The sequence below is a fragment of the Altererythrobacter sp. B11 genome (genome assembly GCF_003569745.1).
Lineage (GTDB): Bacteria > Pseudomonadota > Alphaproteobacteria > Sphingomonadales > Sphingomonadaceae > Croceibacterium_C.
The window spans coordinates 1,458,427-1,481,999 of the sequence record NZ_AP018498.1; the positions used below are offsets into that span (position 1 = coordinate 1,458,427).

A 23,573-nucleotide genomic window follows, 5' to 3' on the forward strand; every position below is an offset into this window, starting at 1 on the left:
TGTGTTCCGGCTCCTGATTCGGGAGCCGGTTCAGGGGACGGCGCATGGCGCAGGCAGGTACGGTCGAAGATTTCACCTATGGGGCGGCCAATGATGCGGCGGGGCTGCCGCTGGCTGTCTCCGTGTATGCGGATCGGGCTTATCTGCGGGCCGAAATCGCGGAAGACGCGGCGGCGGCTGGCATGGTGCTGCGCGAATGCGGCCCGGTGTCCGATCTGCTCACGGGATCGGCCAAGCCTCTCGGCGAAGTGGTTCTGCTCGATTGCCCGGTGCTCGATTCCGCCTGCTGCGCAGCACTGGCGCGGCTGGATATGCGGGTGGCGCATGCGGGGGCTCAGCTGGTGGTTTCGACTTCGGTCGCGGCGCTGGACGATGTGTTCGCCTGTTGCGACCAGTCCAACCCGCAGATTCTGGTCGATCCCTCGCGTGCGGAGCGGGTGATCGCGCTGGGCCGCGTGCTGGCGCGCGTGCCCAATCTCCGGCTGCGCGAACTGTCGGAGGACGATCGCCTGACGCTTCTGCGGCTGACGGAGCAAGTCGGGCAGATCGCGGAACGGCTGGAACGGCTGAGCGCCGCCGGCGGGCAGGCTGATCGCATTGAGAATGCGGACGGCGCAAGCGCCTTCCGGTTCGAGAGCCCGGCCCCCGCTTATGTCGGCCCGGTGGAGGGCGGGGCAGACCGGCTCGGCCGTTCCGCACGCGTGCCGCTGCCCGATCCGCGCCTCGTGCGCCGCATCCTGCGCCAGCGGCAATTGCGTGCCCGTTTCTTCGACGGCGATCTTTTCGCCGATCCGGCGTGGGACATGCTGCTCGATCTCACCGCCGCCCGGGCGGAGCACGTGCGTGTCTCCGTCACCTCGCTGTGCATCGCCAGCGGCGTCCCGCCCACCACGGCCCTGCGCTGGATCGGCCAGATGACGGCGGGCGGCCTGCTTCAGCGGGTGGAGGACGAGACCGATCGCCGCCGCGCCTTCATTGCGCTCACCGATCGGGCAGCGGACGGCATGGCGCGCTATTTCGCGGAACTGGGCCGCACGGCCGCACAGCTGGTTTAGGCACTGGTGTGGCGGCGAGCGATGGGCTAAGGGCGCCCGCCTGGGGCGGTTAGCTCAGTTGGTAGAGCATCTCGTTTACACCGAGAGGGTCGGCGGTTCGAGCCCGTCACCGCCCACCAGTTTTTCTGTGAGTTTCCGGGGAGCCGCGCCTTCGCACCCGTGTACAAATGTACATGGCTATCGGTCGGGCTGTCCTTAGCTCGCCAGCGCTTCCTTCACGGCGGTGCGCGCTTCCTCGCTGCCCCAGTCATAGGCGCCGATCACGCGCCACACTTCCTTGCCCTCGGCATCATACAGCACCGTCAGCGGCAGCACCGTGCCACCGCCGAAGGCGATGGCCAGGTCGTTCTTCTGGTCCATCCACATGGGCAGGTGGGCAAAGCCGTTCTCGGTGAAGAAGGGCTTCACCGCTTCGGCGCCCTTCAGATCCTCGCTGATCGTCAGCACGCGCACGTCGCCTTCCACGTCACCGGCGAGATCGTCCAGCAGCGGCATCTCCTTCACGCAGGGCGCGCACCAGGTGGCCCACAGGTTCATCAGCACCGGTTTGCCCTTGGTTTCGGCCAGCGCCATCGTTGTGCCCGAGGGATCGCTGACGGTGGCCGGAGGCATCGGCTGTCCGGCGAAGCTGCGGTCGATCGTGCCGGCTAATTCGCCGGGATCGGGTGCTGCGCTTTCCTGTGGTTGCGCGGGTTGGGCGCTTTCCCTATCGCAAGCCCCCACGAGGAAGGCGAGTGCGCAAGTGAGCAGCAAGGGCGAACGGGACATTACAGGCTCCAACCAGATGTGGGGTGGGCGCTTCGCCGAAGGGCCGAGCGCCATCATGCGCGAGATTAACGCTTCCATTCCGTTCGACAAGGCGCTGTGGCGGCAGGATATCGCGGCCAGCAAGGCGCATGTCGCCATGCTGGGCGCCTGCGGCATCGTGTCCGCGGAGGATGCGCGCGCGATCGAGGCCGGGCTGGACCGTGTGGCAGCAGAATATGAAGCCGATGGGGTGCCGGAGGACTGGGATCTCGAAGACATTCACATGACGACCGAAAGCCGCCTGGCGGAGCTGATTGGCCCCGCGGCCGGGCGGCTCCACACGGCGCGCAGCCGCAACGATCAGGTTGCCACCGACTTCCGCCTGTGGGTGCGGGAAGCGATGGAACAGGCCGATGCCGGGCTGGAGGCGCTGCAGAAGGCGCTCGTCACCCGCGCGGGGGAGGCGGCGGATGCGATCATGCCCGGCTTCACCCACCTGCAGACGGCGCAGCCGGTGACGCTGGGCCATCACCTGATGGCCTATTACGAGATGATCCGGCGCGATCGCTCCCGCTTCCGCGATGCGCGCCACCGGATGAACGAAAGCCCGCTGGGCAGCGCGGCGCTGGCGGGCACCGGTTTCCCAATCGACCGCGACATGACGGCGCAAGCGCTGGGCTTCGATCGACCCACCGCCAACAGCCTCGATGCCGTGTCCGACCGGGATTTTGCATTGGATTACCTGCAGGCGGCGGCGCAATGCGCGCTGCATCTGTCGCGGCTGGCGGAGGAGTTCGTGATCTGGGCCAGCCAGCCCTTCGGCTTCGTGCGCATGCCCGATGCGCTCAGCACCGGCAGCTCGATCATGCCGCAGAAGAAGAACCCCGACGCGGCGGAGCTGGTGCGCGGCCATGCGGGCCGTATCGTCGGCTGCGCCACCGCGCTGATGGTGACGATGAAGGGCCTGCCGCTCGCCTATTCGAAGGACATGCAGGACGACAAGCCGCCGGTGTTCGAAGCGGCGAACCTCCTCGGCCTCTCCATCGCGGCGATGACCGGGATGGTGGCCGATGCCGTGTTCCGCACCGATCGCATGCGCCAGGCGGCGGAACTGGGATATGCCACGGCCACCGACCTGGCGGACTGGCTGGTGCGCGAGGCGAACATTCCCTTCCGCGAGGCGCATCACATCACGGGCGCCGCGGTCAAGCTGGCGGAAGGCAAGGGCGTTGCGCTCGATGCGCTGTCGCTGCAGGAACTGCAGGCGATCGATTCGCGCGTGGGTGAAGGCGTATTCGCGGCGCTGTCCGTGGAAGCCTCCGTGGCCGCGCGCTGCAGCCACGGCGGCACTGCGCCGGTGGAAGTGCGCAGGCAGGTGGCCGCCGCGCGCAAGGTTCTGGAGATGGACGGATGAAACGCATAGCCGGCTCTCTGGCCTTGCTGCTTGCTCTGGGCGCCTGCGGCCAGCAGCGCGATCTGCGGCTGGCCGAAGGGATGACCCCGCCGCCCGTGCCCTATGGGCAGGAACAACCCGACACGCCGGAGCAATTGCTCGATCCGGGGCCCGAAGCGGTCCCGCTTCGCAGCGTGGAGCTGCGGCGCCAATCGGAAGAACGCGAGGACGATCCTTTCGATCTCCCGCCCGAAGGCTGACAGATGGACCATTTTCAACTCCGTAACGGCGAGCTTTACGCCGAAGACGTGCCGCTCGCCCGCATTGCCGAGGAAGCCGGCACGCCGGTCTATGTCTATTCGCGCGCCACGCTGGAACGACACGCGCGCGTATTCCGTGAAGGGCTGTCGGTGCTGCCCAGGGTGCATTGCGCCTTCGCGGTGAAGGCCAATCCCAACCTCGCCGTGCTGCGGGTGATGCAGCGCGAAGGCTTCGGCGCGGATGTGGTCTCCGGCGGCGAACTGGCGCGCGCGCTGGCGGCCGGGATGCCGGCGGCCCACATCGTCTTTTCGGGCGTCGGCAAGCAGGCGCGCGAACTGGTGCAGGGCCTTGATGCCGGGATCGGCCAGTTCAACATCGAATCCGAGGAAGAAGGGCTGGAGCTGGCGGAGATTGCCGCCGCCCGGGGGCAACGCGCCGCCTGCGCGCTCCGCGTCAATCCCGATGTGGATGCCGGCACGCATGAGAAGATCTCCACCGGCAAGGCGGAAAACAAGTTCGGCGTGCCGATCGACCGCGCGCCGGGGATCTTCGCCCGCCTGTCCGCTCTGCCTGGGCTCGATATGCGGGGCGTCGCTGTGCATATCGGCAGCCAGCTGTCCGACCTTGCGCCGATGGAAACCGCCTTCGGCAAGGTGGGCGATCTGGTCGCCACCATCCGCGCGCAGGGCTGCACGGTCACCCATGTCGATCTCGGCGGCGGGCTGGGCGTGCCCTACAAGGCGGGCGAGGTGATGCCGTCCCCGGCCGAATATGGCGCGATGATCGCCCGCGTCACCCGGGGCTGGGATGTCACGCTGATGTTCGAGCCGGGCCGCGTGATCGCGGGCAATGCCGGCATCCTGCTGACGCGCGTGATCCGGGTGAAGCGCAGTTCCAACCGCGCGCCCTTCGTGATCGTGGACGCGGCGATGAACGATCTCGCCCGTCCCGCGCTCTACGGATCGTGGCATGATTTCGACGCGGTGAAGCCGCGCGGAGAGAAGATGACGGCGAATATCGTCGGCCCGATCTGCGAGACCGGCGACACCTTCGCCATGGGTCGGGAGATCGACGCGATGGAGGCGGGAGACCTGGCCGTGTTCCGCACGGCGGGTGCCTATGGCGCCACCATGGCCTCCAGCTACAATTCGCGCGGCTTCGTGGCCGAGGTGATGGTGGATGGAGACCGCTTCGCCACCGTGGCCGATCGCATCCCGCCCGAGGAAATCTACGCCGCGGAACGGGTGCCCGACTGGCTGGCATGAGCTGACATGCGCTCGCTCCCGCTGTTCCATCGCATAGCCGGACAGGCGGTGATCGTGCTGGGCGACGAGGCCGGCGCCGAACCGAAATGGCGGCTGGTCGAACGTGCGGGCGGGAAGCCCGTGGGCGATCTGGAAGAAGGGCTAGCGCGCGGCGCACGACTGGCCTTCGTCGCCTATGCCAGTGCGGAAGCCTGCGAAGCGGCTGCCGCGCGGCTGCGGGCGGCGGGCGCTCTCGTCAATGTCGTGGATCGGCCAGATCTATGCGACTTTACCGTTCCCAGCATCCTCGAACGCGATCCGGTGCTGCTGGCAGTGGGCACCTCCGGCGCCTCGGCCGGGCTCGCCAAGCAGCTGCGGCTGCGGCTGGAGGCACTGCTGCCGTCGCGGCTGGGCGCGCTGGCGCTGGGCCTGCAGGAGGCGCGCGGCGCCTTGCGGGCGCGCTGGCCCGGCGCGGGTGAGCGGCGGCGAGTCCTCGACGCCGCCCTGGGGGCGGGCGGCCCGCTCGATCCGCTGGACGACGCCAGCGCCGATCGTCTGCCCGCGTGGCTTGCCGCAGGGGCCCAGGACGCGATGCGGCGGGAGATCGAGTTCGAAATCTCCGGCGACGACCCCGACGACCTCACGCTACGGCAGGCGCGCTGGCTCGGCACTGCCGATCATGTGCTGTTCGATGCCGCCATCGCCCCGGCGATCCTCGACCGCGCGCGGGCGGACGCGCAGCGGCATGTCCTGCCCTGCGACAGCGGTGCCCTGCGCGGAAGTGTGGTGATACTGCGCCGCCCCAACGGTGCGGGCTAAAACAGGCCGCCTGCCAGTCGGTCTATCGCGGCCTGCAGGATCACGGCGGCGGCGTGGGCGTCGATCCGTTCCGCGCGCTTCGCCCGGCTCATGTCCATGGCGATCATGTCGCGCTCGGCCGATTGGGTGGACCAGCGCTCGTCCCACAGCAGCACGGGCAGGCCGATCACGGAAAGATTGCGGGCAAAGGCGCGGCTCGCCTGGGCGCGCGGGCCACCGGTGCCATCCATGTTGAGCGGCAGGCCGATGACGATGCCCTTCACGCGGCGTTCCGCAATCAGTCCTTCGATTACGGCCTTGTCACGGGAAAACTTGCCCTTGGGCAGGGTCTTGGCGGCGGTGGCGAAGTTCCACCCGGCGTCGCAAAAGGCGGTGCCGATCGTCTTGCTGCCCAGGTCGAGCCCGATCAGCGCCCCGCCGTCCGGCAGGGCATCGCGGAATTCCGCCGCCTGTTCGGTGATCAGTGCGCTGCCGTCCATGTGCCCAGCCTCCGTGCCACGTCCTGCCGCAGATTGGCCCAGAACAGCGGGATGTCATAGACGTGGTAATTGTTGCCGGGGAGGACATAGGGGCCGAGTTCGGGGGGATCGCCGATCAGCAGCAGGCCGCGCGAATCGCAGCGGGCGGGGACAGCGCCGGGCACCAGTTCGCCGGCGGTGAGATCGGCATTGGGGACCAGCGTGCCGAGATTTGCCGAAGCCGGCGCCTCGCCACCCTCCGTGCCGGTCAGCGGATTGACGCATAGCACCGGCCCGTCGCCGCGCGGCTGCCCGTCGAAGCCGATGGAGGCGCCATAGCGCCGCAGCAGCGATTCGGGTTCGGCCGGTTCCGCGAAGCTCACCCAGCTGGCCACGCAGCCGGCTTCGTCCGCCATCTTGCACGCCGGCAGCCCCAGTGCGGGAAGGTCATGCTCCAGCGAGATCGGCCAGCCCACCGGATAGGCCATTGCGACGCGCGCCTGCAGCGGGGTTCCGGCGATCCGCTCCTTCAGCAGGCGCAGGATATGCAACGACCCCTGGCTGTGGCCAACCAGAACGATCGGCTCGTTCGGATCCACGCTTTCGAGGAAATAGTCGAACGCCTGCTCCACGTCGCGATAGGCGGCGTCGATCGCGCGCTGCGCCTCCGGCGCGTCGGTCAGGAAAGCACCGAAGGTTGCCTGGCGATAACGCGGTGCCCAGATCTCGGTGGCGGCAGCGAAGGGGCTCGCCATGCCGCGCAGGAAGATGCGCGCACGCGCCTGCGATTCGGGATCGTCCAGCGGCGCGTTCCATTGGGCGCGCTGCAGATAGCTGGTCGGGTGGACGAAGAAGACGGCGAAATGCGGCGCCGGTGCGGGCGGGGTGGCCGGTGCCTGCGGCTCGGCAGGCGCGGGAGCTGGCGCCCCGCCCGCTTGCGTGGCGCCGGAGGCGGAGGGGGCGGTCGAAGGCTGCCAGCGCGCGGGGTTCTTCTCCGGCAGGATACCGGGGCGGGAGAACCACATGACCGGATCCTCATAGGCGTTCTGCGCCAGCGCCTGCTGCTCCACGAACGCGCTCGTGGGGACCAGCGCGATCTCCGCCAGCCTGTCCGACCAGATGCGCAGCGCGAACAGCGCCGCGACCACGATCAGAATCAGGAATGCGAAGCCATAGAGGAACTTACGTGCCATCGGCCTCCGCCGCGGCAGTGGAATCCTCGCCGTTGAAGGCGGAGCGCCGCTCCAGCGCCACCTTGATCATCGCCATCAGCGGATCGGCCAGGAACAAGCCCAGGATGCCGAACAGGATGCCCATGATGAGCTGTGCGCCGAGCACCAGCGCCGGGGCCAGGTCCACCGTTTTCTTCGCGATCAGCGGCACGACCACATAACCATCGAAGGTCTGCACGAGGAAATAGACGAACACGGTGTAGAGGCCCATGTCCACGCCGCCCGAAAAGCCCACCAGCACCATCAGGATGCCGGAAACGACCGCCCCGACATTGGGGATGAAGGCCAGCATCCCGGTCAAGATGCCCAGCAGCGCGGCCATGGGCACGCCATAGGCCCACAGCATCAGCCAGGTGAAAATGCCTTCGAACACCATGCCGACGATGCGCCCGGCCATCAGCCGGCGCATGGTGGCGGCCATTTCCGATACCGTATCGTAGAAGCGGTGGCGGCGCTGGCGCGGCAGCATCCAGGCGAGCCCGCGTTCGTACAGGCGCGGTTCCAGCGCCACGTAGATGCCGATGATCGCGATCAGGAACAGCGTGGTCATCCCGCCGAAAATGCCGCCGATCGCGCGCGTCACTGTGCCTACGCCGGTCATCAGCTGGCCAGCGATCTGCTGCAGGTTCTCCGGCCGAATGGCAAAGCCCTGCCGGTCCAGCCAATTGATGAAGGCGGAGGCCTGATTGTCGATGATATGCGGGAATTGCGCGGCTTCCTGCGAAATCTGCGATCCGGCGAAGAAGCCCAGCCAGATCAGGAAGCCGGTGCCCAACAGCAGCACCAGCGCGATGCGCAGCGTGCGCCGGATCGGCAAAAACCGCCCGATCAGCCGCGCGCCGCCATCCACCATGGCCGCGAACACCAGCCCGCCGAAGATCACCAGCAGCGATTGCGAGATGTAGACGATCAGCGCGAAGAGGCCGACCACGCTGGTCCAGATGAAGGCGCGCTTGGCCTCCAGCCGCAATTCGGGATTGCTTATGTTGGCGGGGCTCGCCCGGTTGTCCTCCAGCTCGTCGTAGCCGGGTTGGTCACTTGCTGCCATCTTCGTCCCCGGCTTCGGCCCGGGCGGGGCGCAGGCTCATCCATGCGCGGCCGCCGCGCAGAGCTTCGAACCAGCTGATCGGATTCCAGGTGGAGCTGCCGTCGAGCGAGAAGGTGACGATTTCCGCCCGTCCGCCGATATTCGCCATCGGCACCGGCCCGCCAAGGCCCCGCTCATACACCGGCGCGCGGCTGTCGGCCGAATGGTCGCGATTGTCGCCCATCAGGAACACGCTGTCTTCCGGGATGGTGATCTCGGCGAAATTGTCCAGCGGCTGGCGCAGGTGATCGATGATCAGATAGCTGGCGCCGTTGGGCAGGGTTTCGCGATAGGTCGGCGGCTCATACACCGTTCGCCCGTCCGGCAGGCGCGTGCGATAGGGCAGGAAGCTGTCGTAGCACGGATGCCCGTCACACACCTGGCTGTCTTCGTCCAGCTGCACGGGCGGGGCGGCTTCCTGCGGCACGGGCCGGCCGTTCAGGATGATCTGGCCGTTCACCATGGCGATCCGGTCGCCGGGCAGGCCCACCACGCGCTTGATGTAATCCTCCGCGCGATCGGGCGGTACGGCGATGACGATGTCGCCATACTCGGGGGTGGCGGGTGCCAGCCGCGCCTTGCTGCGCGGCAGAATATGGAAGGAGGCGGAGACCCAGCTCCAGCCATAGGGATATTTGCTCACGATCAGCCGGTCGCCCACCAGCAGGTTTGGCAGCATGCTGCCGCTGGGGATGTAGAACGGCTTGGCGATGAAGGTGTGGAAGGCGAGCACCGCCAGCAGCATCAGCGCCAGCCCGCGCACCTCGGCCATCCAGTTGACCTTCTTCGGCTCCTCCTGCCCCGCGGGCTTCGCGGCAGAGGGCGGGGCGGCACGATCTGGAGGGGAATCGGACATGGAGGGACTGCCGGTGTTCAGGGTCATAGGGGCCGGGCCTCGATCACGACGAAGGCCTGCGCCCATGGGTGATCGTCTGTGAGGGTAAGATGAATGACGGCCTCATGGGCCTGCGGCACCAGTTCCGCAAGGCGCAAGGCGGCCCCGCCGGTGAGATGCAGCGTCGGCGCGCCGGAGGGCGCGTTGACCACGCCGATGTCCTTGTGGAACACGCCGCGCTTGAAACCGGTGCCCACCGCCTTCGAGAACGCTTCCTTGGCCGCGAATCTCTTGGCGTAGGTGCCGGCGCGGGTGAGCACCCGCCGGCGCGCCTTGGCGATCTCCACCTCGGTGAAGCAGCGCTGCTCGAACTTCTCGCCCCAGCGGTCGAGCGAGGCCTGGATGCGCTCGATATTGCACAAGTCCGAACCGAGGCCGATGATCATGCCGCGCTCACCGCGCTGCATCCATCAGCTCGCGCATGCGGCGCACCGCTGCCTCCAGCCCCACGAACACCGCTTCGCCGATCAGGTAATGCCCGATGTTCAGCTCGGCCAGCTGCGGAATCGCGGCGACCGGCTGGACATTCTCATAGGTGAGGCCGTGCCCCGCATGCGGCTCGATCCCGCTCTTGGCGGCGAGCGCGGCCATATCCGCCACGCGCTTCAGCTCCACGGCCACCTGCTCGCCTGTGGCATGGGCATATTCACCCGTGTGCAACTCCACCACCGGGGCGCCGAGCCGCAGCGCGGCCTCGATCTGGCGTTCCTCCGGGGCGATGAACAGGCTCACGCGGATCCCCGCATCGGTAAGGCGCGAGACCACCGGCTGCAGCTGGTTGTGCAGCCCGGCCGCGTCCAGGCCGCCTTCGGTGGTGCGTTCTTCGCGCTTTTCGGGAACGATGCAGGCGGCATGCGGCCGGTGCGCAAGCGCGATCTGCACCATCTCCTCCGTCGCCGCCATTTCCAGGTTCAGCGGCAGCGCCGTCGCTTCGCTGATGCGCTTCAGATCGGCGTCGCGGATGTGGCGGCGATCCTCGCGCAGGTGCGCAGTGATGCCGTCACCCCCAACGCTGGCGACGATCTCTGCCGCGCGCACGGGATCGGGATGATCGCCGCCACGCGCATTGCGGATGGTGGCGACGTGATCGATGTTCACGCCCAGCCGCAGCCGGGCGGGCGCGGGCAGGTTCACTGCTTGCGGCTCCCCGGCTGCTCCAGCGGACGCGCCGCCAGCTCGGGCGGCAGGGCGTCTTCGGGATAGGTCGGAAAGTTGAGCGAGATGAGCGGATAGAAGGGCACGCCCAGATCCACCGTCCCGCCGGAACGGTCCACCAGCGCGGCCTCGGCGATCACCTGCGCGCCGGCATCGCGCACGGCGGCAATAGCTTCGCGGCTGGAAAGGCCCGTGGTCACCACGTCTTCCACCATCAGCACCTTCTCCCCCTTGGCGAGAGTGAAGCCGCGGCGCAGCTCGAACGTTCCCGAAGGCCGTTCGAGGAACATCGCATCCTTGTCGAGCGCGCGGCCGACTTCGTGGCCGATGATGAGCCCGCCCATCGCGGGTGACACGACCTTGTCGATGGAGGCGCGCAGGTCGCGCGGGAGTGTCTGCACCAGCGCGCGGGCCAGCGTACCCGCCCGTTCCGCATTCATCAGCACGCGGGCGCATTGCAGGTAATAGGCGCTGTGCAGGCCGGAGGAGAGGCGAAAATGCCCTTCCAGCAGGGCGCCGCTCGCGCGGAACTCGGTGAGAACCTCGTCTTCGGTCATCGGGGGAAAGAACCTTTCGATCCAGTTGCGCCGGCATCATCGGCGGCATGGCGCCGCTGCGCGGCCAGTCGAAAAAACCTCCTAGAACCGCTTGAGGCATGCGGCAAGCGGGCGTATAGGCGCGCCGAATACGGCCCTTTCGGGGGCCTGTCGGGCCCGTGGGGCAGCCCTATGAAGAACGGAAAGCGTCAGAAACGATGAGAATCGGCGATCTCGCCCGCAAGCGGTTGCATGTCATGTCTTTTCTCGCGGCGATGCTCGCGGTTCTGGCGGTTCCTCAGGTCGCTTCGGCGCAGGACGCTGCTGCGCCTGCCGCGGCCACTGCCGCCGCGCCTGCGGATGCCGCTCCGGCAGCGGATGCGGCCGCACCCGCTGCTGCTGTGCCGGCAGATGGTGAAGTCTACCGCCCGCTCGGGCCGGACATGATCAAGGGTCAGCCGCATTCCGGCGCGATCACCTTCCAGGATCAGTATTCGCCCAACGGCGAATATGCGCTGTGGATGCACGACTGGGTGCTGATGCCGATCATCGCGGCGATCACCCTGCTGGTGCTGGGGCTGCTGCTGGTGGTGATGACCCTGTACAACCGCCGCAAGAACCCGGTGCCTTCGAAGACCAGCCACAACACGCTGATCGAAGTGATCTGGACGGGCGTTCCCGTGCTGATCCTGGTGATCATTGCCGTGCCTTCGATCACGCTGCTTTCGCGCCAGTACAAGAGCGCGCCGGAAAATGCGCTGACCATCAAGGTCACCGGCTACCAGTGGTATTGGGGCTATTCCTATCCGGACAATGGCGGCTTCGAAGTCATCTCCAACATGATGCCGGACGAAGAAGCGGTGGCGAAGGGCCTGCCGCCGCAGCTGGCCGTGGATCACCGCATGGTGGTGCCGGTGGGCGAGCCGATCCGTATCCAGACCTTCGGGGCGGACGTGATCCACTCCTTCGCGGTGCCGAGCCTGTGGTTCAAGCTGGACGCCGTGCCGGGCCGCATCAACGAGCGTGAGCTCTTCATCGAAGAGCCGGGCATCTACTACGGCCAGTGTTCGGAACTGTGCGGCGCCCGCCACGGCTACATGCCGATCGCGGTGGAAGCCGTTCCGCGGGCCCAGTTCGACGCCTGGGTTCGCTTGCAGGGCGGCACCGTTGGCGGTGCGGAACAGCCCACCACCGCTCCGGCGCTGATCGCTCCCGACTCCGCGATCGAGGGCGCCCCGGCTGCGGGTGAGGCACCTGAGGCCAATACTCCGAATGTGACGCCGGGCGCAGAAGCCTGAATTCGCCCCGAATAAGATAGAGCTAGGGTAAGCAGAACATGGCCACCACCGCCGATACCTTCCAGGCCCATACGGAAGATCACCACCACCACGATGCCGATCACAAGCCGAGCTTCTTCGCTCGGTGGTTCATGTCGACGAACCACAAGGACATCGGCACGCTCTATCTGATCTTCGCCATCACGGCGGGCGTGATCGGCGGGGCGATTTCCGGCATCATGCGCGAGGAACTGCGTGAGCCGGGCATCCAGATCCTGGGCACCGTGGCCATGTGGCTGAACGGCGGCAATGCCGTGGAATTCGACCAGCAGCTTCACCTGTGGAACGTGCTGATCACCGCCCACGGCATGATCATGGTGTTCTTCCTCGTGATGCCGGCGATGATCGGGGGCTTCGGTAACTGGTTTGTGCCGATCATGATCGGCGCGCCCGACATGGCCTTCCCGCGTATGAACAACGTGTCGTTCTGGCTCACCGTGGCCGGCTTCACCAGCCTGATGATCTCGCCTTTCATGCCGGGCGGTACGGGCAATGGCGCGGGCACCGGCTGGACGGTCTATGCTCCGCTGTCGACTTCGGGTTCGCCCGGGCCGGCGGTCGATTTCGCGATCTTCTCGCTGCACCTCGCCGGTGCGGCCTCGATCATGGGCGCGATCAACTTCATCACCACCATCTTCAACATGCGCGCGCCGGGCATGACCCTGCACAAGATGCCGCTGTTCGTGTGGTCGATCCTGGTCACCGCCTTCCTGCTGCTGCTGGCTCTGCCGGTGCTGGCCGCCGCGATCACCATGCTGATCACGGACCGCAACTTCGGCACAACCTTCTTCGATCCGGCCGGCGGCGGTGATCCGATCCTGTACCAGCATCTGTTCTGGTTCTTCGGCCACCCAGAAGTGTACATCATGATTCTGCCGGGCTTCGGCATGATCAGCCAGATCGTCTCCACCTTCTCGCGCAAGCCCGTGTTCGGCTATCTCGGCATGGCCTATGCCATGGTCGCGATCGGCGTGGTCGGCTTCATCGTGTGGGCGCACCACATGTATACGGTCGGCCTGGACGTGAACACGAAGATGTACTTCACCGCGGCCACCATGGTCATCGCGGTGCCGACCGGGATCAAGATCTTCAGCTGGATCGCCACCATGTGGGGCGGCTCGCTGGAGTTCAAATCGCCGATGGTCTGGGCCCTGGGCTTCATCTTCCTGTTCACCGTGGGCGGCGTGACCGGCGTGGTGCTCGCCAATGGCGGCATCGACGACAATCTGCACGACACCTATTATGTGGTCGCCCACTTCCATTACGTGCTGTCGCTGGGCGCGGTGACCTCGCTCTTCGCGGGCTTCTATTACTGGTTCCCGAAGATGAGCGGGCGCATGCACAGCGAACTGCTGGCGCATATCCAGTTCTGGGTGTTCTTCGTGGGCGTGAACCTGATTTTCTTCCCGATGCACTTCCTCGGGATGAACGGCATGCCGCGTCGCTATCCGGACTACACGCCGGCCTATACGTACTGGAACGAGCTCGCCACCAATGGCTATCACATCATGGCGGCTTCGGTGGTGATCTTCTTCATCAACATCATCTACGCCTTCACGGCGGGTAAGAAGGCTCCGGCCAATTACTGGGGTGCGGGTGCGACGACGCTGGAATGGTCGCTGTCCAGCCCTCCGCCGTTCCACCAGTTCGAAACCCTGCCGGTGATCGAGGACCATCACTCCGCCGACAATCACATCGGCCCGGCTCCGGCGCACGCCTGAGCCGATCCGGCCGGCGCATAGTGCTTGCGCTGCGCCGGGCATGAGAGGAAACGGAGGGGGTGCGCCGGCGACGGTGCGCCCCCTTTCGCAAGGTCTGCCCGGCAGGCCATGACGAGGACCGCAGCAGCTTGACTTCGACGATCGCCTCCCAGGCCCAGGCCCTTCCCGCCGACTGGCGCGATTTCTTCGCGCTCACCAAGCCGCGCGTGATGAGCCTGGTGGTCTTCACCGGCCTGTGCGGACTGCTGGCCGCGCCGGGGCATATCCATCCGGTGCTGGGCTTCACAGCCGTGCTGTGCATCGCCATGGGCGCGGGCGGGGCGGCGGCGCTCAACCAGTGGTGGGAAGCGGATATCGACGCGGGGATGAAGCGCACCGCGCAGCGCCCGCTGCCGCAGGGCCGGCTGCGCCGTACCGATGCGCGCGATTTCGGCGTTGCACTCGCGGCCGCTTCGGTCGGGATCATGGGCGTGGCGGTGAACTGGCTCGCCGCGGTGATCCTGGCGCTGTCGGTGGTCTATTACGCGGTGGTCTACACGATCTGGCTGAAGCCGCGCACGCCGCAGAACATCGTGATCGGGGGCGGGGCGGGCGCCTTTCCGCCGCTGATCGGCTGGGTGGCGGTGACGGGCGAGATCACCTTGATGCCGGTGGTGCTGTTCGCGATCATCTTCGTGTGGACCCCGCCGCATTTCTGGGCGCTCGCGCTGTTCGTGAAGACGGATTACGCCAAGGTCGGCATTCCGATGCTGCCGGTGGTGGCGGGCGAAGCGGCCACGCGGCGGCAGATCCTGCTCTATTCCATCGTGCTGCTGGCGGTCAGCCTGGTGCCCTGGGCGATCGGCGGGACCGGCGCGATCTACGGCCTTGCCGCGCTGCTGCTCTCGGGCGTGTTCCTGGCGCTGGCCGTGCCGGTGGCCTTTCGCCGCAGCGCGGTGGAGGATCGCATGCGCCCGGAGAAGCGCCTGTTCGCCTTTTCGGTGCTCTATCTCTTCGCGCTGTTTGCCGCGCTGGTTGCGGATCGGCTTATCCTGGGGCAGGGACTGGCGGCATGACGATGACTCCCGAAGAAGAGGAACGGTTCAAGCGCGCGCGGCGCGGGCGGAACGTGGTTCTGGGCCTGCTGCTGCTCGGCTTTGCCGTGCTGTTCTATGCCATCACTATCGTGAGGATGGGTGACTGATGACAGGCGCTTCGCTTTCCAACCGGAACAGCCGCACGGGTATGTTCGCGCTGCTGATTGCGGTGGCGATGCTGGGGATGGGCTATGCGGCGGTGCCGCTCTATCGCCTGTTCTGCCAGGTGACGGGCTTTGCCGGCACCACCCAGCGGGCCAGCGATGCCGATGCCGCGGTGGCGGAACGGCTGGCTAAGAGCGCCGGCGCGAAGACGATCTCGATCCGCTTCGATGCCAATGTCGATCGCGGCATGCCGTGGACCTTCCGGCCCAAGCAGGTGACGGACCGCGTGCAGATCGGACAGCGGGACATGGCGGTGTTCGAAGCGCGCAATGATTCGTCGCACCCGATCACCGGCAGCGCCACCTTCAATGTGGAGCCGGAGCAGGCGGGAGCCTATTTCAACAAGATCCAGTGTTTCTGCTTTACGGAGCAGACGCTGCAGCCGGGGCAGGAAGTGGATATGCCCGTGCTGTATTACGTGGATCCCAAGGCGCTCGACGATCCGAACATGAAGGATGTCGAGCAGATCACGCTCAGCTATACGTTCCACGAGGCGAAGGGACCGACCTCCTAACCTCTGGACCAACCCGTTCGCCCACATTAAGGGCAGCGCCAAACAAGGATCAGGACGAGAGCACATGGCCGGCGCCAAGAACCACGATTACCATATCCTGCAGCCCGACATCTGGCCGTTCGTGGCCTCGGTTTCGGCCGTGACCTTCACCAGCGGCATGGTGCTGTTCATGCACGACATGGCGGGCGCCCATCTGGTGCTCGGCCTCGGCATCGCCGGCCTGATCGCCACCTTCTACAGCTGGTTCTCCAAGATCATCGCGGAAGGCCGCCGGGGCGATCACACGCCGGTGGTGCAGCTGCACATGCGCTACGGCATGATCCTGTTCATTGCTTCGGAAGTGATGTTCTTCGTCGGCTGGTTCTGGGCATGGTTCGATTTCGCGCTGTTCCCCTCCACCATCGCGGAAGTAATCGGCGGCGTGTGGCCGCCCAAGGAAATCCATGCGGTGATGGATCCCTTCGCCCTGCCGCTGCTGAACACGCTGATCCTGCTCTGCTCGGGCACCACGGTCACCTGGGCGCATCACTCGCTGATCCATGGCGACCGCGACGGGCTGAAGCTGGGCCTGTGGCTCACCGTGGCGCTGGGCCTGCTGTTCACGACCATCCAGGCCTATGAATACTGGCACGCCCCGTTCGCCTTCGGCGGCAACACCTACAGCTCCGCCTTCTTCATGGCGACGGGCTTCCACGGCTTCCACGTGATCGTCGGCACGATCTTCCTGATCGTCTGCCTGCGCCGCGCCTATATCGGCGATTTCACCCCGCGCGAGCATTTCGGTTTCGAAGCGGCTGCCTGGTACTGGCACTTCGTGGACGTGGTGTGGCTGTTCCTGTTCGTCACCGTCTATGTCTGGGGCGGCTGGGGCGCCGAATATCATTGATCCGGTGAGCGGCGACGCTCCCGTGCAGATAGAGCCGTGGCGGGGGGATGCCCTCGCCACGGCCTGTTTTTATTCGCTGACCGGAAAGGCCCTTTCCTGCCCATGATCCGGCGCCTGCCTGTTTTCCCGACGCTACTCGTCTCGATGGCCGTGGCCGCCATGATCGCGCTGGGCGTATGGCAGTTGCACCGCAAGGAATGGAAGGAGGCGCTGCTCGCCCGTTACAGCGCCGCGCTGACAGAGCCCGCGCCGGTGGCCTGGCCGCGCGACCCCGCCCGGTACGAGGACGTGCTCTACCGCCGCTCCACCTTCACTTGCGAGCGGGTGCTGGCGCGCGATGCCATCGCCGGCCGTTCCGAGCAGGGGCAGCCGGGCTGGGCGCAGACTGCGCGCTGCGCGCTTGCGGGCGGCGGCGAAGGCACGGTGGCGCTGGGCTGGGGGCAGGACATTGAAACGCGCGAATGGCCCGGCGGGCCGGTGAGCGGCTTCATCGCGCCGGCCGGCGAAGACATCCGCCTCGTGGCCGCGCCCGCGCAGGCGGGCCTCGCCCAGCTGGCCCGGCCCGATCCCAACGATCTGCCCAACAACCACCTGTCCTACGCGGTGCAGTGGTTCTTCTTCGCCGCCACCGCGATCGCCATCTATGTGCTCGCGCTGCGGCGCCGGCAGCAGGGCGGCTGACCGCGGCCAATCCGCCACGGTGAAGCAAAAGCACTGCGCCGGGTAGCGGCCCTTGCTTGCCCCGCGACGCTGCCCCCGCTAACCGCTCGCCCACTATGGACTATGTTTCCACACGGGGGAGCGCTCCGGCGCTGGATTTCGAAGGCGTCACCCTGACCGGGCTGGCGTCCGACGGCGGGCTCTATCTGCCGCGCGAATGGCCGCGCTTCAGCGAGCAGGAGATCGCGGCCATGGCCGGGCTTTCCTATGTCGAACTGGCGGTGCGCGTCATGCTGCCCTTCGTGGGGACCAGCCTGACGGAAGACGAGCTGCGCGACCTGTGCACGCGCGCCTATGGCCGCTTCGCCCATGCCGCCGTCACGCCGCTGCGCCAGCTGGACGAGCAGCACTGGCTGCTGGAACTGTTCCACGGCCCGACGCTGGCGTTCAAGGACGTGGCGCTGCAATTGCTCGGCCGCCTGTTCGAAACCTTCCTCGCACGCGATGGCGGCCGGCTGACCATCGTCGGCGCCACCAGCGGGGACACCGGCTCCGCCGCGATCGACGCGGTGGCCGGGCGCGAGAATGTCGATATCTTCATGCTGCATCCGAAGGGCCGGGTCAGCGATGTGCAGCGCCGGCAGATGACCACGGTGCTGGCGCCCAATGTCCACAACATCGCCATCGAGGGCAGCTTCGACGATGCGCAGGCGATGGTGAAGCGGATGTTCGGCGATCCCGCGCTCACCGCGCGGTTCCACATCGGCGCGGTCAATTCGATCAACTGGGCGCGGCTGGTGGCGCAGGTGGTCTATTATTTCGCCGCCGCGCTGCAACTGGGCGCCCCGGCGCGCAAGGTGGCCTTCGCCGTGCCCACGGGCAATTTCGGCGATGTCTTCGCCGGCTATGTCGCCGCGCGCATGGGCCTGCCGATCGAGCGGCTGATCGTGGCCACGAATGTGAACGACATTCTCCACCGCGCGCTCAGCAGCGGCGATTATTCCGCCGGCGAGGTGACGCCGACTGCCGCCCCTTCCATGGACATCCAGGTCAGCTCCAATTTCGAACGGCTGCTGTTCGACGTCGGCGGGCGCGATGGCGCCGCGCTGGCGGAGCAGATGCGCGGGTTCGAAGCGAGCCGGGCGATGCAGCTCACCAATTCGCAGCGGCAGGGCGCAGCGGCGCTGCTCTCCAGCGCGCGGGTCGATCAGCATGAAATGGCGCGGGCGATGAGCTGGGCGTGGGACAGCTGCGGCGAATTGCTCGATCCGCACACCGCCATCGGCCTCCACGCCGCGCGTCAGGCCGATATTGCGGCCGAGACGCCGGTGGTGACGCTGGCGACGGCGCATCCCGCCAAGTTCCGCGATGCGGTGGAACGCGCCACCGGCATGCGGCCTTCGCTCCCCACCCGCATGGGCGACCTGTTCGAGCGTGAGGAACGCTATGTGGAGCTGCCGGGCGAATATGAGGCCGTCGCCGCCTATGTCGCGGAGCACGCGACGCCGTCGGCTTGATGGCTGGCGGCTTGCCTGTTGATTCGCTCGCAGGGGCGCAGAGGCGCAGGGGAGCGGTCGCGTTTGCGGCGAAGCCGCTCTCAAAGTCTCAGCCGTGCAGCCTGTCGAGCGCATTGGATGTGATCGGGGCCTGCGGCCGGCCGGCCTCCCTCTGCGCCTCCGCGCCTCTGCGCGCGCAAACCAACCCGAGCTTCGCCGCTCATGGCTGACCTCACCCTGCAACCCTTGGTGATGGAAGGTGCCGGCTGGGCCGACTACGGGTTGGTGGACAGCGGCCATGGCCGCAAGCTCGAACGCTATGGCCCCTATCGCTTCATCCGGCCCGAACCGCAGGCCATGTGGAGCCCGCGCCTGCCCGCCGACGGCGCGGAGTGGGACGCGCATGGTGAATTCGTGCCCGGTTCGGACGAGGATGGCGGCGGGCGCTGGCATTTCGCGCGGGCCGTGCCGGAAGAGGGCTGGCCGCTGGGCTGGAACGATGTGCGCTTCACAGCCCAATGCACGCCTTTCCGCCACCTCGGCTTCTTCCCCGACATGGCCCCGGTGTGGGACTGGATGCGCGGGCGCCTCGCGCCGGAGGGCGCGGCGGAGCGCGGCACGCTGAACCTGTTCGGCTATACCGGCGTGGGCACGCTGGCGCTGAGCGACTGCGGGCCGGTGACCCATGTGGACGCCAGCAAGAAATCCGTCGCCCAGGCGCGCGAGAATGCCGCACTGTCCGGCATGGAGGATCGCCCGGTCCGCTGGCTGGTGGACGATGCGGCCAAATTCACCGCGCGCGAGGTGCGGCGCGGCAATCATTATGACGGCATCATCCTCGATCCGCCCAAGTTCGGGCGCGGGCCGAAGAACGAGACCTGGCGGCTGGAAGAGGGCCTGCCCGGCCTCATCGCCGATTGCCGGCAGCTGCTGGATGAGCGCAGCCGCTTCCTGTTCCTCACCGTCTATGCGGTGCGCATGAGCAGCCTCGCACTGGCGGGCTTGCTGGCTGAACATTTCGCCGGCCTGCCCGGCACGATCGAGCATGGCGACCTCGCCGTGCGCGAGGAAGGCGAGGGCGGGCGCCTGCTTCCCACCGCGATCTTCGCCCGCTGGCGGGCGGATTAAGAGAGGGGGCGTAAGGCACCTCCCTGCCTTCGTCATTCCCGCGGCCTACCTTTCGCCCGTCCCGCAATCTACCTTTCGTCATTCCCGCGAAGGCGGGAATCCAGTCCCCGGGCCTCGGCCAAGTACCCGCCCGCTGCGGCACGCCCGCTGGATTCCCGCCTGCGCGGGAATGACGAGGAGGGGGATGTGGCGCGGGGGGCGGGAAACAGCCGCGTCCTGCGCGGTCCTCACGCCGCTGCAACCCCATGGCTCTGTCCTACACCGCCTGCACCGCGCATATCCCGCCAATGCTATCACCCGCCAAGCCTATGAAATCCGCCGGAAACTGCCCTTCGCGCGGACAAGGATTTTTTCCGCATGAACCCTGTTCCAACGTGTTCCAGCGTGTTCAAGCGCGGCCCGTCGCGCGTGGCTGGACAAGCGGCGGCATCGCTGCCATCCGCGCGGCAAGCTGATGGGAAGGGCGGCATGGCCGACACACTGATCCTCGAAATCGCCGATTTCGTGCACATGGTGCACACCGGCATCTATTCGGAAGAGACCGGCAAGCCGCAGCCGCTGCGCTTCACCATTCAGGTGGAGATGAAGCCGGCGCCGCATTACGATGCGGATACGCCGCTGGAAGCCAGCAAGAACTATATGGATCTGAAATTCGCCGCTTCGGAGGCCCTGCCCGAAGGCGTGCATTTCAAGCTGATCGAGGCGGTGGCCGATCATGTGTGCGAAACGCTGTTCCTGCAGGATGATCGCGTGCTGGCGGTGACGGTGAAGATCGTCAAGCTGGCGCTGAGCGTGGAGCAGGAACAGATCGGCATCACCCTGCGGCGGGAACGGCGCTGACCATGCAGGCGGTGCTGCGCGTGGATGGCCTGCCGCCCGCGCCGCTGGATGCCGCGGCGGCCTTCCATGCGGCTTTCCTGCCGCAGGCGCGCACCGCGCTGGCGGGGGCGGATGCGCTGGTGCTGGTGTTCCCCGCCGGCGACAAGGCGGATTGCGGCTGGCGCCTCGCCGCTGTGCAGGCCTTGGCACGCGAAGCGGCGCCGAAGCGGGCCAATGGTGTGGCCGGCGATTCGGCCGATGCGGTGGCGGAGGCGGTGGAGTGGCTCGCCGATGCGCCGGGGATTACGGGCCAATTGCTGGCGGTGGATGGAAATCCCGCATGATTTCCTACATGGTGGGGCAATGAGCTGTTCCACCGGCCCCCTCGTCGATGCGTTCAACCGGCGGATTTCCTATCTGCGCCTGTCGGTGACCGACCGCTGCGACCTGCGCTGCACCTATTGCATGCCGGAGCGCATGCAGTTCTTGCCGCGCAAGGAAGTGCTGAGCCTGGAAGAGCTGCACAAGCTGGGACTGGCCTTCATCGAACGCGGCATTTCCAAGATCCGCCTTACCGGCGGGGAACCGCTGGTGCGGCGCGATGTGATGGAGCTGGTCCGCGCGCTGGGCCGCAAGCTGGGAGACGGGCTGGAAGAGCTGACCCTCACCACCAACGGCACGCAGCTGGCGGAATTCGCCGATGGCCTTGCCGCCGCCGGGGTGAAGCGGGTGAATGTCTCGCTCGACACGATGGATGCCGGGCTGTTCGAACAGCTGTCCCGCCGCAACCGGCTGGGCGACGTGCTGCAGGGCATCGCCGCCGCGCGCGAGGCCGGGCTGAAGGTGAAGCTCAACACCGTGGCGCTGAAGGGGCTGAACGAGGAGGAAATTCCCTATCTCGTCGAATGGGCCCATCGCCACGGCCATGAGATGACGCTGATCGAAGTGATGCCGCTGGGCGAGGTCGATGGGGAGCGGGTGGATCACTATCTGCCGCTGACCGCGATTCGCGATCGGCTTGAGGCGCGCTGGACGCTGAACGACAATGATCATCGCAGCGGCGGGCCGGCGCGCTATGTCGATATTGCCGAGACCGGCGGGCGGCTGGGCTTCATCACGCCGCTCACCAACAATTTCTGCGCCAGCTGCAACCGCATCCGCGTGACGGCGACGGGGCAGCTCTATGCCTGCCTCGGCGGGGCGGAGAAGGTCGATCTGCGCGCCGCGCTGCGCTCCGAGGAGCCCGACGCCCATCTGGCTGATGCGCTGGACGAGGCGATGCGGATCAAGCCGGAACGGCACCATTTCCGCATCGAACGCGGCGCCGCCCCGGCGCAGCCGCGCCATATGTCGATGACGGGCGGCTGAGCCCATGGCGGTGAAGCTGGTGTTTCTCGGCAAGCTGGCCGATCTCGCGGGCGCGCCGGAGAAGGACGTGCCGGCTCCGCTCGACTGGGCGGGGCTGCAGGCGGCACTGCCGGCCGCGCTGGGCGAGGCGGCGGCGGGCGAGAAGGTACGGTTGGCGGTGAACGGGCTGCTGCTGGCTGACAAGTCCGCGCTCGCGGCGGGGGAGGGGGACGAGGTCGCCCTGCTGCCCCCCGTCAGCGGGGGCTAGCCATGCGAATCGTCCGGCTGATCGAGCACGGTTTCGATCCCAATGCCGAGGTGGAGCCCTTCGCCCGGGCGCTGCCGCAGGCCGGCGGGATTGCCAGCTTCGTCGGCAAGGTGCGTCCGGGCGGCGGAGTGGAGGCGCTGGAGCTGTCGCATTACGGTCCGCTGACCCTGCCGGGGATGGAAGCGCTGGCGGACAGCACGCTGGCGCGCTTCGAATTGGACGGTTTGCTGATTCTCCATCGCGTGGGGCAAATGCTGCCCACCGAGCCGATCGTGATGGTTTCCGCCGCCGCGCGCCACCGCCGCGATGCGATCCAGGCGGTGGACTTCGCCATGGATCACCTCAAATCCGATGCGTGGTTCTGGAAGCGCGAGAAGCGCGCCGACGGCTGGCACTGGATTGAACCCCGCGAGCAGGATCACGCCGATCTTTCACGCTGGCGCGGCTGAGCCGCCGAATTGATCGCGATCAATGAACCCTCGGATGCCGGGGCCCAGTCTTCTCTTCCTAGGAGGACAGACGATGGCCAGCCGGTATCCGCTTCGACCCGCTCCGTTCGCGGCGCCGCGTGGCACCCGGTTGCGGGGTCTGGCGATGCCGGCCCTCATCCTTGCCTGGGGACTCGCGGCCGTGACGATCGCCGCGCTGTTGCGCTGAGGTGCCTGGAAGGTATCCGAGGGGGGACTTCCGGGCGATTCACCCTTAGCCATGCGCCCCAGGTGGCGCGGGGCCGAGGGATCGGCTCCGCGCCTTCCTGCCTGTCAGCGCAGATCGGTGGCGAGGTCGTGGATCACGCGGTCTTCTTCGTCCACCAGGCCGGTCAACTCCTCGCGCATTGCGGCAAGCCGCTCCAGCGCTTCACCGTCCACTGCGGTATCGACATAGAGCTGGTTGAAATCGGCGAGGGCGATCACCGCGCGGCTGCGCACCCGTTCCAGATCGGCCAGCGCGACATGCGCGCGCGACCACGCCTCCGTCCCCGGTGCTGCACCCTTGCCGGCACGCACAGTGGAGGCGACTCGCGCCTGCTCCGCCTCGAACGCCTGATGTGCGGCCTGCACGGTGGCCAGATAGCTGTCTGCCGTTCCCAGCGTGCCGGGGGCAACGGGCGGAGGCAGGAAGGGCTCTTCGGGCGCGGAAACCATGGTGCCTTCCACCCGCTCCCCCGGGCGAATGGCCAAGCTGGGATAGGAATCGGGGGTGGCGGCGCAGCCCGCGAGGGCCGCGGCGAGTACGCATGGCAGCATGATGCGCTTGAAATCCATGGCCATGCC

General features: G+C 67.2%; 28 protein-coding genes and 1 tRNA gene. 20 read left to right on the plus strand and 9 right to left on the minus strand.

Annotated elements, in window-relative coordinates; all coding sequences use genetic code 11:
- The first annotated feature begins 44 nt into the window (after positions 1–44).
- Together AEB_RS06935 and AEB_RS06940 are read left to right on the plus strand one after the other, a co-directional pair.
- Positions 45–1,055, plus strand: coding sequence for a winged helix DNA-binding protein (locus AEB_RS06935; protein ID WP_119082531.1), 1,011 nt, complete (start codon positions 45–47; stop codon positions 1,053–1,055).
- 43 nt (positions 1,056–1,098) lie between these two features.
- Positions 1,099–1,174 (plus strand) — tRNA-Val (locus AEB_RS06940).
- A 76-nt stretch (positions 1,175–1,250) separates the two neighbouring features.
- Here the strand turns inward: AEB_RS06940 and AEB_RS06945 are convergent.
- Complete coding sequence (locus AEB_RS06945) at positions 1,251–1,823, minus strand: TlpA family protein disulfide reductase (RefSeq protein ID WP_119082532.1); 573 nt, start codon at positions 1,821–1,823, stop codon at positions 1,251–1,253.
- Between the two features lie 16 nt (positions 1,824–1,839).
- Between AEB_RS06945 and argH the strand changes: the two genes are divergently transcribed.
- The 4 genes from argH to AEB_RS06965 are packed head-to-tail and all read left to right on the plus strand — an operon-like array spanning position 1,840 to position 5,519.
- Positions 1,840–3,216 (plus strand): argininosuccinate lyase, encoded by a 1,377-nt coding sequence (gene argH / locus AEB_RS06950; RefSeq protein ID WP_119082533.1) that lies wholly within the window; start codon positions 1,840–1,842, stop codon positions 3,214–3,216.
- Positions 3,213–3,455 (plus strand): hypothetical protein, encoded by a 243-nt coding sequence (locus AEB_RS06955; protein WP_119082534.1) that lies wholly within the window; start codon positions 3,213–3,215, stop codon positions 3,453–3,455. Before argH ends, AEB_RS06955 begins: the two co-directional genes overlap by 4 nt.
- Before the next feature lie 3 nt (positions 3,456–3,458).
- Complete coding sequence (gene lysA, locus AEB_RS06960; protein ID WP_119082535.1) at positions 3,459–4,721, plus strand: diaminopimelate decarboxylase; 1,263 nt, start codon at positions 3,459–3,461, stop codon at positions 4,719–4,721.
- Positions 4,722–4,727: 6 nt separating this feature from the next.
- Positions 4,728–5,519: a precorrin-2 dehydrogenase/sirohydrochlorin ferrochelatase family protein gene (locus tag AEB_RS06965; protein WP_119082536.1), complete on the plus strand. Its 792-nt coding sequence runs from the start codon at positions 4,728–4,730 to the stop codon at positions 5,517–5,519.
- On the opposite strand, the gene ruvX is transcribed toward AEB_RS06965, so the two are convergent.
- Genes ruvX through pyrE form a run of 7 tightly spaced genes read right to left on the minus strand, consistent with a single transcriptional unit; the run spans position 5,516 to position 10,903 of the window.
- The gene (ruvX, locus tag AEB_RS06970; RefSeq protein WP_119082537.1) at positions 5,516–5,998 is read right to left on the minus strand and encodes a Holliday junction resolvase RuvX; all 483 of its coding nucleotides are present in this window, start codon (positions 5,996–5,998) and stop codon (positions 5,516–5,518) included. The two genes, AEB_RS06965 and ruvX, sit on opposite strands and share 4 nt — an antisense overlap.
- Positions 5,980–7,170, minus strand: a complete 1,191-nt coding sequence (locus AEB_RS06975) for a DUF3089 domain-containing protein (RefSeq protein WP_119082538.1) — start codon at positions 7,168–7,170, stop codon at positions 5,980–5,982. Before AEB_RS06975 ends, ruvX begins: the two co-directional genes overlap by 19 nt.
- Positions 7,160–8,257: an AI-2E family transporter gene (locus AEB_RS06980; protein ID WP_119082539.1), complete on the minus strand. Its 1,098-nt coding sequence runs from the start codon at positions 8,255–8,257 to the stop codon at positions 7,160–7,162. The genes AEB_RS06975 and AEB_RS06980 overlap by 11 nt, the downstream gene beginning before the upstream one ends.
- Entirely contained in the window at positions 8,244–9,152 is a 909-nt protein-coding gene (lepB, locus tag AEB_RS06985; protein WP_119084510.1) for a signal peptidase I, read from the minus strand. The genes AEB_RS06980 and lepB overlap by 14 nt, the downstream gene beginning before the upstream one ends.
- A 23-nt stretch (positions 9,153–9,175) precedes the next feature.
- Positions 9,176–9,577 (minus strand): holo-ACP synthase, encoded by a 402-nt coding sequence (gene acpS, locus AEB_RS06990; protein WP_119084509.1) that lies wholly within the window; start codon positions 9,575–9,577, stop codon positions 9,176–9,178.
- Between the two features lie 7 nt (positions 9,578–9,584).
- Positions 9,585–10,325, minus strand: a complete 741-nt coding sequence (locus AEB_RS06995) for a pyridoxine 5'-phosphate synthase (RefSeq protein WP_119082540.1) — start codon at positions 10,323–10,325, stop codon at positions 9,585–9,587.
- Positions 10,322–10,903 (minus strand): orotate phosphoribosyltransferase, encoded by a 582-nt coding sequence (pyrE, locus tag AEB_RS07000; RefSeq protein ID WP_119082541.1) that lies wholly within the window; start codon positions 10,901–10,903, stop codon positions 10,322–10,324. The genes AEB_RS06995 and pyrE overlap by 4 nt, the downstream gene beginning before the upstream one ends.
- 197 nt (positions 10,904–11,100) lie before the next feature.
- Here pyrE and coxB point away from each other — a divergent pair, with 197 nt between their 5' ends.
- The 14 genes from coxB (at position 11,101) to AEB_RS07065 (ending at position 22,748) form a co-directional block, all read left to right on the plus strand.
- Positions 11,101–12,180 carry a cytochrome c oxidase subunit II gene (gene coxB, locus AEB_RS07005; RefSeq protein WP_119082542.1) on the plus strand — a complete coding sequence of 360 codons (1,080 nt, stop codon included), beginning with the start codon at positions 11,101–11,103 and terminating at the stop codon, positions 12,178–12,180.
- A gap of 38 nt (positions 12,181–12,218) precedes the next feature.
- Entirely contained in the window at positions 12,219–13,940 is a 1,722-nt protein-coding gene (gene ctaD, locus AEB_RS07010; RefSeq protein WP_119082543.1) for a cytochrome c oxidase subunit I, read from the plus strand.
- A 128-nt stretch (positions 13,941–14,068) separates the two neighbouring features.
- Positions 14,069–14,995: a heme o synthase gene (locus tag AEB_RS07015; protein ID WP_231958948.1), complete on the plus strand. Its 927-nt coding sequence runs from the start codon at positions 14,069–14,071 to the stop codon at positions 14,993–14,995.
- Positions 14,992–15,123, plus strand: a complete 132-nt coding sequence (locus AEB_RS18530) for a hypothetical protein (protein WP_269461559.1) — start codon at positions 14,992–14,994, stop codon at positions 15,121–15,123. Before AEB_RS07015 ends, AEB_RS18530 begins: the two co-directional genes overlap by 4 nt.
- Positions 15,123–15,695 carry a cytochrome c oxidase assembly protein gene (locus AEB_RS07020; RefSeq protein WP_119082544.1) on the plus strand — a complete coding sequence of 191 codons (573 nt, stop codon included), beginning with the start codon at positions 15,123–15,125 and terminating at the stop codon, positions 15,693–15,695. The genes AEB_RS18530 and AEB_RS07020 overlap by 1 nt, the downstream gene beginning before the upstream one ends.
- A 64-nt stretch (positions 15,696–15,759) precedes the next feature.
- Complete coding sequence (locus AEB_RS07025; RefSeq protein ID WP_119082545.1) at positions 15,760–16,581, plus strand: cytochrome c oxidase subunit 3; 822 nt, start codon at positions 15,760–15,762, stop codon at positions 16,579–16,581.
- A 102-nt stretch (positions 16,582–16,683) separates the two neighbouring features.
- Positions 16,684–17,262: an SURF1 family protein gene (locus AEB_RS07030; RefSeq protein ID WP_172593021.1), complete on the plus strand. Its 579-nt coding sequence runs from the start codon at positions 16,684–16,686 to the stop codon at positions 17,260–17,262.
- A 95-nt stretch (positions 17,263–17,357) separates the two neighbouring features.
- Positions 17,358–18,758, plus strand: coding sequence for a threonine synthase (gene thrC, locus AEB_RS07035; RefSeq protein WP_119082546.1), 1,401 nt, complete (start codon positions 17,358–17,360; stop codon positions 18,756–18,758).
- 201 nt (positions 18,759–18,959) lie between these two features.
- Positions 18,960–19,865, plus strand: coding sequence for a class I SAM-dependent methyltransferase (locus AEB_RS07040; RefSeq protein WP_119082547.1), 906 nt, complete (start codon positions 18,960–18,962; stop codon positions 19,863–19,865).
- A 468-nt stretch (positions 19,866–20,333) separates the two neighbouring features.
- Positions 20,334–20,705, plus strand: a complete 372-nt coding sequence (locus AEB_RS07045; RefSeq protein ID WP_119082548.1) for a dihydroneopterin aldolase — start codon at positions 20,334–20,336, stop codon at positions 20,703–20,705.
- 2 nt (positions 20,706–20,707) lie between these two features.
- Positions 20,708–21,028 carry a Rossmann fold domain-containing protein gene (locus AEB_RS07050; RefSeq protein ID WP_119082549.1) on the plus strand — a complete coding sequence of 107 codons (321 nt, stop codon included), beginning with the start codon at positions 20,708–20,710 and terminating at the stop codon, positions 21,026–21,028.
- Between the two features lie 19 nt (positions 21,029–21,047).
- Positions 21,048–22,052 (plus strand): GTP 3',8-cyclase MoaA, encoded by a 1,005-nt coding sequence (moaA, locus tag AEB_RS07055; protein ID WP_119082550.1) that lies wholly within the window; start codon positions 21,048–21,050, stop codon positions 22,050–22,052.
- 4 nt (positions 22,053–22,056) lie between these two features.
- On the plus strand, positions 22,057–22,299 hold the full coding sequence (locus AEB_RS07060; RefSeq protein WP_119082551.1) for a MoaD/ThiS family protein: 243 nt from the start codon (positions 22,057–22,059) through the stop codon (positions 22,297–22,299).
- A gap of 2 nt (positions 22,300–22,301) precedes the next feature.
- A complete protein-coding gene (locus AEB_RS07065; protein WP_119082552.1) occupies positions 22,302–22,748 on the plus strand; it encodes a molybdenum cofactor biosynthesis protein MoaE in 447 nt (148 codons plus the stop codon).
- 312 nt (positions 22,749–23,060) lie between these two features.
- Here AEB_RS07065 and AEB_RS07070 read toward each other — a convergent pair whose 3' ends face one another.
- Positions 23,061–23,570 (minus strand): hypothetical protein, encoded by a 510-nt coding sequence (locus AEB_RS07070; RefSeq protein ID WP_119082553.1) that lies wholly within the window; start codon positions 23,568–23,570, stop codon positions 23,061–23,063.
- Between the last annotated feature and the right edge of the window lie 3 nt (positions 23,571–23,573).

Coding starts and splice junctions, on each gene's coding strand:
- AEB_RS06935 (WP_119082531.1), top strand. CDS start 45: ATGGCGCAGGCAGGTACGGTCGAAGATTTCACCTATGGGGCGGCCAAT.
- AEB_RS06945 (WP_119082532.1), bottom strand. CDS start 1,823: ATGTCCCGTTCGCCCTTGCTGCTCACTTGCGCACTCGCCTTCCTCGTG.
- argH (WP_119082533.1), top strand. CDS start 1,840: ATGTGGGGTGGGCGCTTCGCCGAAGGGCCGAGCGCCATCATGCGCGAG.
- AEB_RS06955 (WP_119082534.1), top strand. CDS start 3,213: ATGAAACGCATAGCCGGCTCTCTGGCCTTGCTGCTTGCTCTGGGCGCC.
- lysA (WP_119082535.1), top strand. CDS start 3,459: ATGGACCATTTTCAACTCCGTAACGGCGAGCTTTACGCCGAAGACGTG.
- AEB_RS06965 (WP_119082536.1), top strand. CDS start 4,728: ATGCGCTCGCTCCCGCTGTTCCATCGCATAGCCGGACAGGCGGTGATC.
- ruvX (WP_119082537.1), bottom strand. CDS start 5,998: ATGGACGGCAGCGCACTGATCACCGAACAGGCGGCGGAATTCCGCGAT.
- AEB_RS06975 (WP_119082538.1), bottom strand. CDS start 7,170: ATGGCACGTAAGTTCCTCTATGGCTTCGCATTCCTGATTCTGATCGTG.
- AEB_RS06980 (WP_119082539.1), bottom strand. CDS start 8,257: ATGGCAGCAAGTGACCAACCCGGCTACGACGAGCTGGAGGACAACCGG.
- lepB (WP_119084510.1), bottom strand. CDS start 9,152: ATGTCCGATTCCCCTCCAGATCGTGCCGCCCCGCCCTCTGCCGCGAAG.
- acpS (WP_119084509.1), bottom strand. CDS start 9,577: ATGATCATCGGCCTCGGTTCGGACTTGTGCAATATCGAGCGCATCCAG.
- pyrE (WP_119082541.1), bottom strand. CDS start 10,903: ATGACCGAAGACGAGGTTCTCACCGAGTTCCGCGCGAGCGGCGCCCTG.
- coxB (WP_119082542.1), top strand. CDS start 11,101: ATGAGAATCGGCGATCTCGCCCGCAAGCGGTTGCATGTCATGTCTTTT.
- ctaD (WP_119082543.1), top strand. CDS start 12,219: ATGGCCACCACCGCCGATACCTTCCAGGCCCATACGGAAGATCACCAC.
- AEB_RS18530 (WP_269461559.1), top strand. CDS start 14,992: ATGACGATGACTCCCGAAGAAGAGGAACGGTTCAAGCGCGCGCGGCGC.
- AEB_RS07020 (WP_119082544.1), top strand. CDS start 15,123: ATGACAGGCGCTTCGCTTTCCAACCGGAACAGCCGCACGGGTATGTTC.
- AEB_RS07025 (WP_119082545.1), top strand. CDS start 15,760: ATGGCCGGCGCCAAGAACCACGATTACCATATCCTGCAGCCCGACATC.
- AEB_RS07030 (WP_172593021.1), top strand. CDS start 16,684: ATGATCCGGCGCCTGCCTGTTTTCCCGACGCTACTCGTCTCGATGGCC.
- thrC (WP_119082546.1), top strand. CDS start 17,358: ATGGACTATGTTTCCACACGGGGGAGCGCTCCGGCGCTGGATTTCGAA.
- AEB_RS07040 (WP_119082547.1), top strand. CDS start 18,960: ATGGCTGACCTCACCCTGCAACCCTTGGTGATGGAAGGTGCCGGCTGG.
- AEB_RS07045 (WP_119082548.1), top strand. CDS start 20,334: ATGGCCGACACACTGATCCTCGAAATCGCCGATTTCGTGCACATGGTG.
- AEB_RS07050 (WP_119082549.1), top strand. CDS start 20,708: ATGCAGGCGGTGCTGCGCGTGGATGGCCTGCCGCCCGCGCCGCTGGAT.
- moaA (WP_119082550.1), top strand. CDS start 21,048: ATGAGCTGTTCCACCGGCCCCCTCGTCGATGCGTTCAACCGGCGGATT.
- AEB_RS07060 (WP_119082551.1), top strand. CDS start 22,057: ATGGCGGTGAAGCTGGTGTTTCTCGGCAAGCTGGCCGATCTCGCGGGC.
- AEB_RS07065 (WP_119082552.1), top strand. CDS start 22,302: ATGCGAATCGTCCGGCTGATCGAGCACGGTTTCGATCCCAATGCCGAG.
- AEB_RS07070 (WP_119082553.1), bottom strand. CDS start 23,570: ATGGCCATGGATTTCAAGCGCATCATGCTGCCATGCGTACTCGCCGCG.